The sequence below is a fragment of the Tenacibaculum larymnensis genome (assembly GCF_028829235.1).
GTDB classification, from domain to species: domain Bacteria; phylum Bacteroidota; class Bacteroidia; order Flavobacteriales; family Flavobacteriaceae; genus Polaribacter; species Polaribacter larymnensis.
This window is the reverse complement of the sequence record NZ_JAIWJY010000002.1, coordinates 346009-360555: the sequence shown is the minus strand read 5'-3', so window position 1 is coordinate 360555 and position 14547 is coordinate 346009. Positions and strand designations below refer to the sequence as shown.

Genomic DNA, 14547 nt, shown 5'->3' with positions numbered 1-14547 from the left:
ACACTAAATTAAAAATTATGAAAAAAATCTTTTTATTTATCGGATTTTTAACCCTTTCGTTTTTTACAGCTAATGCCCAAGAAATTTCTGACAATGCTATTGGTCTTCGTTTAGGAGATAATGATGGTTTTGGAGCTGAAATTTCTTACCAACGTAGATTAAGCGATAACAATCGTTTAGAACTTGATTTAGGTTTAAGAAATGGTAGTGGATATGATGGATTTAAAGCTACCGCTTTATACCAATGGGTATGGCAATTAGAAAACCGCTTTAACTGGTTCGCTGGTGCTGGTGGTGGTTTAGGTCACTGGAATGCAAAGAATGTAGATGTGTCAGAAACATACGTTTTTGTTTCTGGTGTAATTGGAATCGAATATAGTTTTGATATCCCTTTAATGATTTCTTTAGATTATAGACCTGACATAGGATTCGGTGATTATTATAAAGACTTTAACTCTGACTTCGGTTTAGGTATCCGTTACCAATTCTAAAAAGACAGTAATAAAATTTATAAAAAACCTCCAAGTTAACTTGGAGGTTTTTCTTTTTATGCCCTTATAATTTAAACGTTAAATATTTTTATAAAGTAATTTTTACTTTAATTCAAAAACACTAAAACATCATTAAAACCTTAACCAATTAACATATAATCAACTTTATAAATACATTTTAATAATTTTTTACTAACAAATTTGAAATCTGGTTGCTAGTTATCATAAATAATTTCGCCGTGGATAATTCACTAAAGATTTCAAAATGAAAAAATTAATTTTAATTACTCTATGCTTTGTTAGTATTTTAGGATACTCACAAAGTAAATCTGGATTAAAAGGAAGAGTTTTAGACGAAACAAATCAACCTTTACCTGGAGCTACGATTAGCATTCCTTCTTTACAAGTTGGATTTTCTACCGACTTTAATGGAAACTACGAACTTTTAAATTTACCAATAGGGAATTACAAAGTTCAAATATCTTTCTTAGGTTATCAAACCCTAACAGAAACTATTACACTTACAAACAGTATTCAATCTAAGAACTTTTCTCTAACACCTAAAATAGACAGGTTGGATGAAGTTGTTATTAAAGGAAGTATTGGTAAAGGACAAGCTAAAGCCTTAAATCAGCAAAAAAACAAAGAGAATATAACCAATATTATTTCTGCCGATCAAGTAGGAAAGTTTCCTGATGCTAATATTGGTGATGCCTTAAAGCGTGTTCCTGGTATTTCTATGCAAAATGATCAAGGAGAAGCTAGAGATATTGTTATTCGTGGATTAGCACCCCAATTAAACTCGGTAACTTTAAATGGTGACAGAATTCCGTCTGCTGAAGGTGACAACCGTAGAGTTCAAATGGACTTAATTCCTTCTGACATGATTCAAACCATTGAAGTTAACAAAGCTGTTACACCTGATATGGAAGGAGACGCTATTGGTGGCTCTGTTAATTTAGTTACACGCTCTGCTCCTACTACTTTTAGAGCTTTTGTTGCTGGTTCTTACGGACAAAACCCTGTAAGAAACACACCTAACTATAATGTTTCTGCATTAGTCGCCAACAGAACTTTTAAAGACAAACTAGGCTATGTAATCAATGCTTCATATAACTCTAACGATTATGGTTCAGATAATGTTGAGTTTGAATGGGAAAAAGAAAATAGTAAAACCTACATTGGTGAACACGATATTAGACGCTACGACGTAAAAAGAAACAGAATGAGTGTTTCCGCCAACTTAGACTGGACACCTGACAACAACAATACAATTTTCTTCAAGTCTATGTACAACCAACGAAACGATTATGAAAATCGTTACAGAGTACGTTTTAGAAAAATAGATGAACCTGATGCTACTGGATTATCAAAAGCTGAAGTACGTCGTCAAACTAAAGGAGGCATCAACAACGATACGAATGACAACACGCGTTTAGAGCGTCAAAGTACTTACAATATATCTGTAGGTGGAGAACATATTATTTTTGGGAATATTAAACTAAACTGGAAAACAGGAACTGCCAAGGCAAAAGAAGAACGTCCAGATGAACGTTACATAAGTTTTGAGAATGATGATATTGAAGTTATGCAAGACTTCTCGCGAACAAACTTCCCTGTATTACGACCAACAAACAATGATTTTAACGATCCTTCAACTTTTGAATACAAAGAAGTAACCCAACAACAAGGATTTACACAAGAACGTAAAATCAGTTCTAATTTTGATGTTTTAGTTCCAATCAATGCTACAGGAACTTTTAAAAACTCTTTAAAATTTGGATTTAAGCACAAATACAAAGAAAAAGTAAGAGACAATAATTTTTATGAATATGATTTAGAAGATCAATTTCCAACCATGAATACCACTACTACTAAAGACTATACTATTAATGGTTATTTAGCAGGTGATGATTATAAATCGGGGCTTTTTGTTTCAAAAGAATTTTTAGGAAGTTTAAACTTAACAGGAGGTGAACTTGTACTAGATGAATTTGTTCCTGAAAACTACAATGCAAACGAAAATATTTATGCTTTTTATGGAATGTTGCAACAAAACATTAATAATAACTTTTCTTTTATTGCAGGTATAAGAGTTGAAAAAACAACAACTGACTACAATGGTTTTGCTATTGATGTTGAAACTGCTCAAGATTTAAGCGACGTAACTAAAACATCTGGAACTCGAAACTACACAAACTGGTTACCAAACTTACAAGCAAAATACAATATTGATAAAAATACCATTGTTAGAGCTGCTTGGACAAACACAATTGCGAGACCTAACTATTACGATTTAGTACCTTACAGAAACATTAATAGTGATGATATTGAAGCTGAGTATGGAAACCCTAATTTAGATCCTACTGAAGCGATGAACTTTGATTTAATGTTTGAACACTACTTTAGTAATGTAGGTATTATATCAGCAGGAGTTTTTTACAAAGATTTAGATAAATTTATTTATAATTCAGTTACTGAAGAACCAATTACCATTGGAGGTGTTACAGAAACTTATGATGTAACAAGGCCTTTCAACGGAGGTACTGCAGAAATTTATGGTTTTGAAGTTGCTTTACAACGTAAATTAAACTTCTTACCAGGTTTCTTAAGAAACTTAACAGTGTATGGTAACTATACCTATACAGATTCTAAAACAGATGGTATTGCTGATAGAGAAGATGGATTACCTTTAGCTGGTGCTGTTAAAAACATGTTTAACGGATCGTTAGCCTATGAAAGTTCTAAACTATCTATTAGAGCCTCACTAAACTTTGCTGATGATTATATTTTTGAATACGGAGACGATACCTTTACTGATGTATTTTATGACGAACAATTGTTTGTAGACCTAAATGTTTCTTACCGTATTACCAAAAACTTACAAATCTTTGCTGAAGCAAAAAACTTAACTAATCAAGAATTACGTTTTTACCAAGGTACAAAACACCAAACAATGCAAGCCGAGTTTTATAACTACAACTGGAATGCTGGTTTAAAATACAATTTTTAGAAATGAATAATTTATATAAAATAACACTTACTTGCCTTATTTTAAGCGCTTGTAAAGTTGAAAAAATAGTCCATCAAAACCCACAAGTTAAACCAGTGGTAGCTTTAGTTGCTGACGCTGAAACAGAACCTGTCACTTCTTTTGACGACGCCGCTGATGATCCGTGTGTGTGGATAAATCCTGTTGATGTAACAAAATCAACCATAATTGGTACAAACAAAAAAGAAGGTTTAGAAGTTTATAATTTAGAAGGAAAACGCTTGTATTCTTATAAAATAGGACGTGTAAACAATGTTGATATTCGTGATGGATTCTTATTAAACGGAAAAGAAGTTTCGGTTGTTACCGCTAGTAATAGAACCTATAATACTATTTCTGTATTGATTGTAAAGCCTACTGGTGAATTAGAAGATGCTGCTGCAAGAAAAATAACTTCTAACTTAAAAGAAGTATACGGTTTAGGAATGTATAAAAGCCCTAAAACTAACAAATTTTATGTTTTTATGGTTGGTAAAAAAGGCGGTGTTGAGCAATGGGAACTGTTTGAAAACAATACTAAAATTGATGCCAAGTTAGTTCGTGAATTTTCATTAGGAAGTCAAGGAGAAGGTATTGTTGCCGATGATGTACACGCCAAAGTATATATTGGAGAAGAGAACAAAGCGCTTTGGAAGTACGATGCAGAACCTAATGCTGAAAATAAGCGCGTAAAGGTTATCAGCACCAAAGATTTGAATATGAAAGATGATTTTGAAGGGGTTACCTTATACGATGCTGGAAACGGAAAAGGGTATATTATTTTATCGTCACAAGGAAATAACAGTTATGCTGTTTTTGACAGAGTTAGCAATCAATACCTAGGAAGCTTTTCATTAAAAGATGGTTTGATTGACGGTACATACGATACGGACGGAATTGATGTAACCTCTGTTAATTTTGGCGCAAAATATCCTAAAGGATTCTTTATTGCGCAAGATGGTGCTAATACCCAAGGTAAAGACAGTTTACATCAAAATTTTAAACTGGTTGATTGGCAGAAGATATCTAGAAATCTACATTTAGATTAGTCAAATTAGTGTGTTTCTTGTGTAATTTAAAAAGCCTTTTGGTAAAACCAAGAGGCTTTTTTTACTATCTTATTTTGGCGGATAATTATTAAGCACTTTACCAATTACTTTTTGAAAATGTAATTTCTTTTGTTCTGGTGTTGCTTTTTCTCTTATTTCACTAGTAGCAATTCCTTGCCATATTAACTGATTGTCTTTACTTTCAACAAAATCAATGGTTAATTGCTGGTTTATTTTTCTACTCTCAATAGGTATTCCGCCTGAAATTCCAAACCCAACATTTCTTCCCCCACTTCCTAGTCCGACACCTATCGTATTTCTATTAAGAGATTCTCGTTCCTCAGCTAAAATATTGATATACATATCTGGGTTTTCTGTCAATTGCATTCCTTTAGCTTCCAAAGCCACTGTTACTTCGTAAGTAACCCTTTTTATGTCCAACTCATTTAAACCTTTACCAGCATCTTCAAAAAAATTAAAGGTTTTATACTGACTAAAATCTGTTTGACTATCGTAGTCATATACTACTTTAGAAGAGGAGCATCCAATAATAACTAGCAGAAAAAAATATTTGTAATACTTCATATATAAATTCTTTACGGTGTATTTAATCAAAAACTATACCTTATAAAAATACAAAAAGCCTCGCGTAAACGAGACTTTTTTCTAAGGTTAGTTAGTTAGTTGATTTTTATTGAACCGCTTTTAAAGCATCAATATTTCCATATCCAAACTCTGAATGTTTGTTTGGATAAAAATCAGCAGACTCTTTCATTTTTTGTAAAACTTGTTCTCTTGACCAAGAAGGATTTTTTGCCCATACCAATGCAGCAATACCTGCTGTAGTAGCTGTTGCTACAGATGAACCTCCAATATAATTTTCCTGCCCGTCATAATAACTTAATACAGGTATTTTATTATCTGTTCCGTTAGTACGTTGCATTTGTACAGTAAAATCAATTTGTGATCCTGTATGACATACATCACACTTGCTGTATTGTCCTTCTTTAACACCTGTTACCGCAACAGTTTCAGACATACTTGCTGGAAAAATTACTCCATACCAAGTAGTAAATGAAGTAGAAGTTCCTCCTGCTGCTAAAATCATCTTTCCTTTACTATGTGCATACTTAACTGCATCCGATACATTACCAATACTAAACGGAGAACCTAATGACATAGAAATAACTTTTACATCACTTCTGTTTGCCAATGCTGTTAATGCTTCAACAACACCTCTTTTTTCATGGTAATCGTCAATTACTACATTTTCAACTGCTCTATACGTTACTAAGTTTGCATTATAAGCAACACCTACAGGTAAATTATCATTATTTCTTGGAGCTGTAGCTACTGCTGCCATTTTTGTTCCATGACCACACTTGTCATTTACTCCGTCATAATTATTAGACCACGCCCACCAAGAATCTACAAAGGTTCCATATTTCTGAACTGTTCTTCCTGATGAATATCCATCGTTAAAATACTGGTTCATCCATTTTTGCTCTGGTGATAAACCAGAATCAACCACCGCTACAGTTACACCTGATCCTGTACTGTAATTCCAAGCTTGTGAAATGTTATGTGCATCGAAAGACCATGGTAATCTAGCACCTGGTGATACTGTACGGTAATCACTCGTGTTTAAAGTTGCTGTACCATACCCACATCCTGAAGAACCTGATGAATCTGATTTAGCTTGAGCATTTGACTCTAAAAAACTATATCCTCCTGGTTCTATATAACGAACTCTGTTGTCTTTTAATAAGACATTTATTGTTTCCTTGTTGGTAACTTTAATATCTAATACATTAATATTTTCGTTTACATATAGTTCCGTTTCTCCCTTTGCTGAAGTAGGTTCAAAACTTCTTACTAAGGCTAGTAACTCATTTTTAATATTCGTACTTTCTTCACTCTTCGCATAGTTATTTTTTGAAGTACCGTAGCCTATAGTCAAGATATTTTCTCCATGATTCACTGCACTCCATATTGTATGAGCATCTTGTGACATCCATTTAAAATCTCCAGTTTCTTCTAAAGATGTCTTAATTTTTGAATTGATTTCTTTTTTGGTAAGTAAATCTTGATCTTGTTTTATATCTAATGTTTCATCATTGTTAGAACATGAGATCATAGTTAAAACAACCGTTAGGCTTAAAAGTGTTTTTTTCATTTTTTGAAGGGGTTAAAGATTAAAATTATTTTTTTTCGAATATACTAAAATTTTAATATATTTTTAACACTTAACGCAATTAAGGTTTATGATAATTAACATTATCTTAAAACCCACGTATAGAAAGCCAATAAAAAAAGGAGCCTATAGCTCCTTCTTTACTTTAAGTTTTCAATATGTTTACTCCATATTTACTCTAGTGGGGGTATCTTTTCCTTCAATAATACTTTGAGTACCTCTAGCAACTGCTTTAACAGTTTCTGTTAATACAGTCATATTTAAGGTTTCAGCCTCATCCGTTACTTTATGATAATCAGCATCAATATCAATTGGAGTGGTTGAAAATGTATGAGACGGCACACCTAAACGTGCTAAAGAAGCATTATCTGATCGTAAGAACAATTGAAATTTCGGATATGGATCTGGAAATAACTTGTATCCTGATCCTTCTAAATTCTTTTGAATTATTTTTCCAAAATCTGATTTATCAAAGCCAGTTAACCATGCAGTTTTTGGTCCTGTTTTCGGTTGTTTACCAATTAACTCTAAATTAATTCCTGCTACAAACTTACTAGCATCAATTCCTTTTCCAAAGTACTCAGAACCTACCAATCCCATTTCTTCCGCTGTAAAACATACAAACAAAATACTACGTTCATTATTTCCTTTTTTTGCATAATATTCAGCTAATGATAATACACCTGTAACTCCAGAAGCATCATCGTTTGCTCCATTAAAAACTCTATCTCCTTCTCCATCTTTCTTTACTCCTAAGTGATCGTGATGTGCAGATACAATAACAAACTCATCTTTTTTAGACTTTCCTTCTAACAAGCCTATAATATTGCTCATTTTAATACCCTTATATTCAAAATTTTGACGATACGTAGTTAGTGTATCAAAAGTTTTTAAGCCTATTCTTTTATACTCATTTTCTATATACTTAGTTGCTTTCTCCATGCCCTCAGTTCCAGGTTTTCTTCCTTCCATTTCATCTGAAGCAAGTGTATATAAGTGTTTTCTTACTAAAACAGAATCGATTAACTCTTCTTTACTTTCTTTTTCCTGAGTTACCTCTACAGTATTCATAGCAACTTCGTTACTAGTCTTTTTAGTCTGCTTACACGATAATAAAACTGATACACTTACAAGTGCTAATGGGTATAAAACTTTTTTCATTCTTTATTTATTTAAAAGCCTAAATATAGCCAATTTAATTTCTTAATTTTGTTGAAAATTTTTAAGGATGGCTTTAACTGATATTCCAAACATAAAACATACTGATTCAAACAATTTTTTCTTACTTGCTGGTCCTTGTGCCATTGAAGGAGAAGATATGGCTATGCGAATCGCTGAAAGAGCAATTTCTATTACCGACAAGTTAGAAATCCCTTACGTATTTAAAGGAAGTTTTAAAAAAGCTAATCGTAGTAGAATTGATAGTTTTACAGGAATTGGTGACGAAAAAGCATTAAAAATTTTACGTAAAGTTTCTGAAACCTTTAATATTCCTACCGTAACCGACATTCATGAAGTTTCTGATGCAGAAAAAGCAGCTCAATATGTAGATGTATTACAGATACCTGCTTTCTTAGTTCGTCAAACCGATTTAGTTGTAGCTGCGGCGAAAACTGGTAAAGTTGTGAATTTAAAAAAAGGACAATTTATGAGTCCTGAAGCTATGCAACATGCCGTAAAAAAAGTACATGATGCTGGTAACCAAAAAGCATGGATAACTGATAGAGGAACCATGTTTGGATATCAAGATATGATTGTTGATTTCCGCGGAATTCCAACCATGCGTCAATATGCTCCTACTGTGTTAGATGTTACACATTCATTACAACAGCCTAATCAATCAAGTGGTGTTACTGGTGGACGACCTGATATGATTGAAACAATTGCTCGTGCAGGTGTGGTTAACAATGTTGACGGGTTATTTATTGAAACTCATTTTGATCCTGCCAATGCAAAGAGTGATGGAGCCAACATGTTACACCTTGATTATTTAGAAGGTTTACTTACCAACTTAGTAACAATTAGAAAAACCATTAATAATTTATAGGCACAATTTTTGTTTTATAAAGTTGTTTTTAAACTCATATATGAAACAACTTCTTTTTTTATTCTTTCTAATAACTAACCTTGTTAGCGCGCAAAACTTTTCTTTAGTTGAAAAAAAAGTTAATGGTTACCCTAAATTTAATAAAGTAGAAAATTTAGCTCAACAGATAGCAAGCGACTTTAAAACTGAAGAACAGCTAGTACAAGCTGCTTTTTATTGGCTAGCTCATAATATTAGATATGATTTAGACGGGTATTACAATCCAAAGCAAAAAAGAATTTCTTTTAGGTACAGGAATGAGCAAGAAAGACTAGAAAAATTACAGGCTATAAAAGATAACATTGTAAATGAAACCCTATTAACTAGGAAAGCTCTTTGTGAAGGCTATGCCCAAACATTTGCCAAAATCTGCACACTCTTAAACATTGAAAACGAAGTTATAAAAGGATATATCAGAAATTCCTCAAACGATATAGCTAATCCTAAAACCAACTCAAATCATGCTTGGAACGCTGTTAAGCTGAATGATATATGGATTTATATTGATGCTACATGGGCAGCTGGTGTTGTGAATAATAACAGATGGCAACCTTCATTTAATGCTTACTACTTCAATTTTCCAGAAGAAAAATACTTTAAAACACATTTTCCTGAAAAGAAACTTTGGCAATTAAGAGTTGGTAGAATGGATAAAAAAGATTTTTATAATCAACCAATTTATGATGCTGCCTTTTTAAAATCAGATTTAGAATTAATAACACCTTCTAAAGGGTTGTTAAAAAAAGATTCTATTATTTAATTAAAAATAAAAAATCTACGTCCTAATCAATCAGTTTCCTTTGGATATAGTGGATACCGATATGCAGTAAAACCACACAGCATATCTATCAAAAATAATATTGCTACAATTACAACCTCTCCTCCTGAAAATAGCAAACGGCTATTTTTAATCATCGATAAAGAAGTTATGCTTGAGTTTTTGATTCAGTAATTATTTCCTCCAAAAACCTTTATGATTGTGTTTTGCTACTTCGCCTATAACTTGTAGTAGTATTTCTTCATTAATTTCTTCTACCGAAGTATAACGGAGTGATTTTACCACTGCTCTTCCTTCCGAAACTAAAAAAGCATCATAATCTTGTAGAATACCTTTTGCCCAAAATCCAACGTCAACAAAACCTTTTTTATGGGATGCATTCATATAGCACAGTTGTTTCCCGTTAATATAATATACTGGTATTTTCCATTTGTATTTTAGTTCTAAGCCCTGAAAATTACTTTCTATCAATACCTGTAAATGCAGTAAAATAGACTTGAATGGTTCTGGTTGTTTGAGTATATATTCTTCAGCTGGTTTCATTCTTTCAAAAATACATTAAAATTTTATTTGTCTGTTTCATAAAATTACTTTTACTTTGTTTTTCAAAGTTCTTTAAAAATGAGTTCAGAAGATTATTTAAAAGACATATCAGAAATTAAAAACCTAATGAATAAATCATCTAGATTTATATCATTAAGTGGTTTATCGGGTGTTTTAGCAGGTATATATGCACTAATTGGTGCAGCTTATGCATACTGGTTGGTTAGCAACAATTCTAATGGTTATTTGATGCTAGATGGAAAAATTTTCCAAATAGTCATCTTTGATTTATTGTTAGTTGGCTTTTTAAGTATTGCTACAGCTATCTTTTTAACCACAAGAAAAGCTAAAAAGAATGGAGAAAAAATTTGGGATGCCACCACAAGAAGGTTACTATTAAATTTCCTTATTCCTCTAGTTTCTGGAGCAATCTATATCATTATCATACTAGGACATCAAAAATATGGACAAACGGGTGCTTTAATGTTACTTTTTTATGGTTTAGCATTGATTAATGCTTCAAAATATACTGTTGGAGATATTAAGTATTTAGGCTACACTGAAGTTGTTTTAGGACTTATTGCTGCAATGTTACCCGGTTATGGCTTTTGGTTTTGGGTTATAGGGTTTGGAATCATGCATATTGTTTACGGTACACTTATGTATTTTAAACACGATAGAAAATAAGAACTATTTTCGTACTTTAAAATTTATCTTTTTTGAAAAACATTATTCTAAATATAAATAAAGCTTTTGATCATAGAATTAGACTGGGAATTATGTCTGTTCTTATGGTAAATGAATATGCTGAATTTACTACCCTAAAAGAATTATTAGGTGCTACGGATGGTAATTTGGCAAGTCATACTAAAGCATTAGAAAAAGTTGAATTTATTAGGATAGAAAAACAATTTATTGGTAGAAAACCCAATACTAGATACTACGCTACAGAGCTTGGTAAACAAGAATTTAAAAAACATATTGACGCTTTAGAAAAACTGATTAAAAATAAATAACACTAATTTTTTTACTATTAAACTTTGGAATTCAAAGTTCTTTTAAAATAATAAACTATGGAAACATCAAACAAACAAAACGGAAGGTTCGGAAAGTGGGTAAAAACATCTATCACAGCTAGAATGTTAATGATTGGATTTTTAATTCTCATCCTTTTAATTCCTTTATCCTTCATAAAAAGCTTAATTGTTGAGCGAATGAATCGACAGCAAGAAGTTGTACAAGAAATCAATCAGAAATGGGGTAAAGAGGTATTGTTATACGGTCCTATTTTAAAAGTTCCGTACAAAACATATAAAGAGAAATTTGTTAGAAATCAAAAAACAAAAGAAACTCAAACCGAGATTGAAGAAAAAATTAAATATGCTTACTTTTTTCCGAAGAAATTAAATATCAAATCTTCTATAAATCCTGAAGAGAAAAAACGTGGTATTTATAAAACAGCAGTGTATAATAGTAAGATAGATATCGATGGAAGTTTTACGAAGCCTGATTTTAGTGAAAAAGATATTAATGAAAAAGATATACTTTGGAACAAAGCTCGATTAATTATAAAAACTTCTAATTTAAAAGGAGTTAACAACTTAGTTGAAATAAAATTGCATAAAAACACCTATGCTTTTACTTCTAAATATGAAGGTGATGCCAGTAATGAAAAAGCATACTACAACTATTTAAACCTTCATAAATTAGAGAGTAAATTTTTAAATGAAGAAGACCTTCCTAAAAAATCAGATACAAACTTTAGTTTATCTCTAAGCATTAATGGAAGTAAACAAATTCGTTTTATTCCTATTGGAAAAGAAACATCTGTTCATATAAACTCTGACTGGAAAACTGCTAATTTTATTGGTGAATATCTTCCCTTTAACTCTGACAAAATCTCTGATAATGGTTTTGATGCTAAATGGAAAATATTAGATATTAACAGACCTTTTTCTCAACAATCTTTTAATGGAATTCCAAACTTAAAAGACTATGCTTTTGGTGTAAACTTTATGATTCCTGTAGACGAATATCAAAAAAGTGAACGATCGGCTAAATATGGGTTCTTGGTTATTGGACTTACGTTTTTAATCTTCTTTTTAATTCAAACAATGAGTAAAATATCCATTCATCCATTTCAATATTTAATGATTGGTGTTGCCTTAACTATGTTCTATACATTACTGATATCAATTTCTGAACATAGTAGCTTCTTAAAGGCATATTTAATTGCTTCTATAGCAGTAGTGCTATTGATTACGTTGTATTCTAAATCCATTTTAAAAAGTATTAGATTCCCATTATTTGTTGGAGCTTCTCTTACCACATTATACGCCTTTATTTTTGTAATTATTCAGCTAGAAAATTATGCTTTATTAGTAGGTAGTGTAGGGTTATTTATAATTCTAGCCTCAGTAATGTATGCCTCAAGAAAAATAGATTGGCAAAACGATTAATTAATAAGCAAACTATCGTATTGTATGGTAGTTTGCTTTTACATAAACAACTATGAAATTTAATTTGAAAAACTTTCTTGCTTTTGCATTTTTTTTACTAATGGAAATTGCAATAGCTCAAACTTCAGGTTTTATAAGACATACTTTTGGTGACTTTTTAGCAGTTATTTTACTCTTTTATTTAGTAAAAATTTTCTTTAACCTCTCTAATAAAACCGTAGCAGTTTCAGTCCTAATTTTTGCTTATATCGTAGAATTTTTACAATTAACTCCCCTTTTAGAATTTCTCGATTTAGAAAATAACCGATTGGCTATAATTATATTTGGTGCTACTTTTAGTGTTGTTGATTTAATAGCTTATACATTGGGGGTTGGTACTATTCTACTTTTAGAAAAAATTTTAACTCATAAATTATCTTCTAATCTTTCGTAAGATGTCTTCTAGTCCGTTTAACTTTAATTCATAAACCAACTCTAGCATCGTACCTAACTTACCTTTAGGAAAACCTTTATTTTTATACCAAACAATATAATATTCAGGAATTTCAATTAAATACGTTCCTTTATATTTACCAAAAGGCATTCTCATGTTTGCTGTATCAATTAAAAATTGTTTGTCTGGTATCATATTTAAATAAAAAATCCCGCCGAAGCGGGAGTTAATTTATATTATTCTTTTCCGTCTACGTAATCTTGCAAATATGCATAACGTTCGGTTAATTTACCAGTATTAGTTGTCATTTTTGATCGAGCTAAAATTCCATCTTTATCATTGTTATAAAATGCAGGAATTACATGTTCTAAAAACATTTCTCCAAAACCTTCACTAGCATCTTTTGGTAATTCACAAGGTAAATTATCTACAGCCATTACCGTGATGGCTTTTTCATCTTTATAATCAATTTCTGATTCTGTTTCTGGATTGTAGCCATAAATAGGATCAGCTATTGTAGAAGCTCTTAATGTTGATGCTACAGGCCCATCAATATCACATGAAATATCAGCTACATACTTTATTCTAAACTCTGGATGTTTAGCATCTTCACGTGTAAATAAATACGGTGCTCCATCTCCATAAAAATGTCCCGCTATAAAGAAATCAGTTTGTTTAGCATACGCCATAAAATTACTTTCGTAACCAGTAGGGTCTTTATAAAACTCAAACTTATCTCCTACTTTACCATCTTTACGTTTTGCATATTCCATTACATCAGCTATACAATATACTGGCTCAGTAAACTCACTTGTTAAATACAAAGCATCACTTACTTGTTTAATTTTTAGATGGTCTAATATTTCTTGAGCCCCCTTAGCTACTTTTCCTGTTCCTGTTAGTAATATTTTAATGTTTGGTAAACTTATTTTATCTAATTCAGCTTTTACCGCGTCTAAATCTGCTAGAGTTTCTACTTTAGGTAAATTGAATAACCCTTCACGTAAGCCCAAAGCCCTAAAACCATTATATGCACCCACTAAACCTGCATAACGACCAAAACCAATTAAACGAGCTCCGTTTTCTTGTATAATGGTTTCATGGTCGAACATTTCAATATTTTTTTCTAACATAGCTTTTAACAACTTACGATTGTATGGTTGCTTTTTTATAGTATGACTAAAGAAAAAGTATTTTTTATTTGGTATTAAATTGTCTATAGGAACTTCTTTTACTCCTAATAACACATCACAATCAGAAACATCATTTGTTACTTCAAAACCTGCTTTTGTGTAAGCCTCATCAGAAAAAACTCGGATATCTGAACTTTCTACCACTATCTCTGCTTGAGGAAACTGTTGTTTAAACTCTTGCAATTTTTCTGGAGAAAATACGACTCTTCTATCAGGTGGGTTTTTACGCTCTTTTATAATTCCGAATTTCATAATTGATTTTGTATTAAAATTAAACAATTTTACATATA

15 protein-coding genes are annotated in these 14547 nt (G+C 31.5%); 9 read left to right on the top strand and 6 right to left on the bottom strand.

Going from position 1 to position 14547, the window contains the following annotated elements; translation table 11 throughout:
* The first annotated feature begins 17 nt into the window (after positions 1-17).
* The 3 genes from LCI24_RS04540 (at position 18) to LCI24_RS04530 (ending at position 4571) form a co-directional block, all read left to right on the top strand.
* Positions 18-491, top strand: coding sequence for a hypothetical protein (locus LCI24_RS04540; protein WP_121145882.1), 474 nt, complete (start codon positions 18-20; stop codon positions 489-491).
* 265 nt (positions 492-756) lie between these two features.
* Entirely contained in the window at positions 757-3504 is a 2748-nt protein-coding gene (locus LCI24_RS04535) for a TonB-dependent receptor (protein WP_274639373.1), read from the top strand.
* Positions 3505-3506: 2 nt separating this feature from the next.
* Positions 3507-4571 (top strand): phytase, encoded by a 1065-nt coding sequence (locus tag LCI24_RS04530; protein ID WP_274639372.1) that lies wholly within the window; start codon positions 3507-3509, stop codon positions 4569-4571.
* Between the two features lie 69 nt (positions 4572-4640).
* Here LCI24_RS04530 and LCI24_RS04525 read toward each other — a convergent pair whose 3' ends face one another.
* From LCI24_RS04525 to LCI24_RS04515, 3 genes are all read right to left on the bottom strand, one after another.
* A complete protein-coding gene (locus LCI24_RS04525; protein ID WP_274639371.1) occupies positions 4641-5156 on the bottom strand; it encodes a DUF4136 domain-containing protein in 516 nt (171 codons plus the stop codon).
* 106 nt (positions 5157-5262) lie between these two features.
* Positions 5263-6747: a S8 family peptidase gene (locus LCI24_RS04520; RefSeq protein ID WP_274639370.1), complete on the bottom strand. Its 1485-nt coding sequence runs from the start codon at positions 6745-6747 to the stop codon at positions 5263-5265.
* Positions 6748-6927: 180 nt separating this feature from the next.
* On the bottom strand, positions 6928-7926 hold the full coding sequence (locus LCI24_RS04515; protein ID WP_274639369.1) for a M28 family peptidase: 999 nt from the start codon (positions 7924-7926) through the stop codon (positions 6928-6930).
* Between the two features lie 67 nt (positions 7927-7993).
* On the opposite strand from LCI24_RS04515, the gene kdsA reads away from it, so the two are divergent.
* Together kdsA and LCI24_RS04505 are read left to right on the top strand one after the other, a co-directional pair.
* Positions 7994-8812, top strand: coding sequence for a 3-deoxy-8-phosphooctulonate synthase (kdsA, locus tag LCI24_RS04510; protein WP_274639368.1), 819 nt, complete (start codon positions 7994-7996; stop codon positions 8810-8812).
* A gap of 40 nt (positions 8813-8852) precedes the next feature.
* Positions 8853-9611: a transglutaminase domain-containing protein gene (locus tag LCI24_RS04505; protein ID WP_274639367.1), complete on the top strand. Its 759-nt coding sequence runs from the start codon at positions 8853-8855 to the stop codon at positions 9609-9611.
* A 192-nt stretch (positions 9612-9803) separates the two neighbouring features.
* On the opposite strand, the gene LCI24_RS04500 is transcribed toward LCI24_RS04505, so the two are convergent.
* Positions 9804-10172 carry a DUF1801 domain-containing protein gene (locus LCI24_RS04500; RefSeq protein WP_274639366.1) on the bottom strand — a complete coding sequence of 123 codons (369 nt, stop codon included), beginning with the start codon at positions 10170-10172 and terminating at the stop codon, positions 9804-9806.
* Between the two features lie 78 nt (positions 10173-10250).
* On the opposite strand from LCI24_RS04500, the gene LCI24_RS04495 reads away from it, so the two are divergent.
* From LCI24_RS04495 to LCI24_RS04480, 4 genes are read left to right on the top strand one after another with little or no spacing between them, the layout of a single operon-like run.
* Positions 10251-10859 carry a hypothetical protein gene (locus tag LCI24_RS04495; RefSeq protein WP_274639365.1) on the top strand — a complete coding sequence of 203 codons (609 nt, stop codon included), beginning with the start codon at positions 10251-10253 and terminating at the stop codon, positions 10857-10859.
* Between the two features lie 32 nt (positions 10860-10891).
* Positions 10892-11188, top strand: coding sequence for a winged helix-turn-helix domain-containing protein (locus LCI24_RS04490; protein WP_047789877.1), 297 nt, complete (start codon positions 10892-10894; stop codon positions 11186-11188).
* A 57-nt stretch (positions 11189-11245) separates the two neighbouring features.
* Positions 11246-12631: a cell envelope integrity protein CreD gene (gene creD, locus LCI24_RS04485; protein WP_274639364.1), complete on the top strand. Its 1386-nt coding sequence runs from the start codon at positions 11246-11248 to the stop codon at positions 12629-12631.
* Positions 12632-12683: 52 nt separating this feature from the next.
* A complete protein-coding gene (locus LCI24_RS04480) occupies positions 12684-13064 on the top strand; it encodes a ribosomal maturation YjgA family protein (protein ID WP_274639363.1) in 381 nt (126 codons plus the stop codon).
* Here the strand turns inward: LCI24_RS04480 and LCI24_RS04475 are convergent.
* Positions 13044-13259, bottom strand: a complete 216-nt coding sequence (locus LCI24_RS04475; protein ID WP_099215263.1) for a DUF3820 family protein — start codon at positions 13257-13259, stop codon at positions 13044-13046. The two genes, LCI24_RS04480 and LCI24_RS04475, sit on opposite strands and share 21 nt — an antisense overlap.
* A gap of 41 nt (positions 13260-13300) precedes the next feature.
* Positions 13301-14509: an NAD(P)-dependent oxidoreductase gene (locus LCI24_RS04470; RefSeq protein WP_274639362.1), complete on the bottom strand. Its 1209-nt coding sequence runs from the start codon at positions 14507-14509 to the stop codon at positions 13301-13303.
* Positions 14510-14547 lie beyond the last annotated feature (38 nt).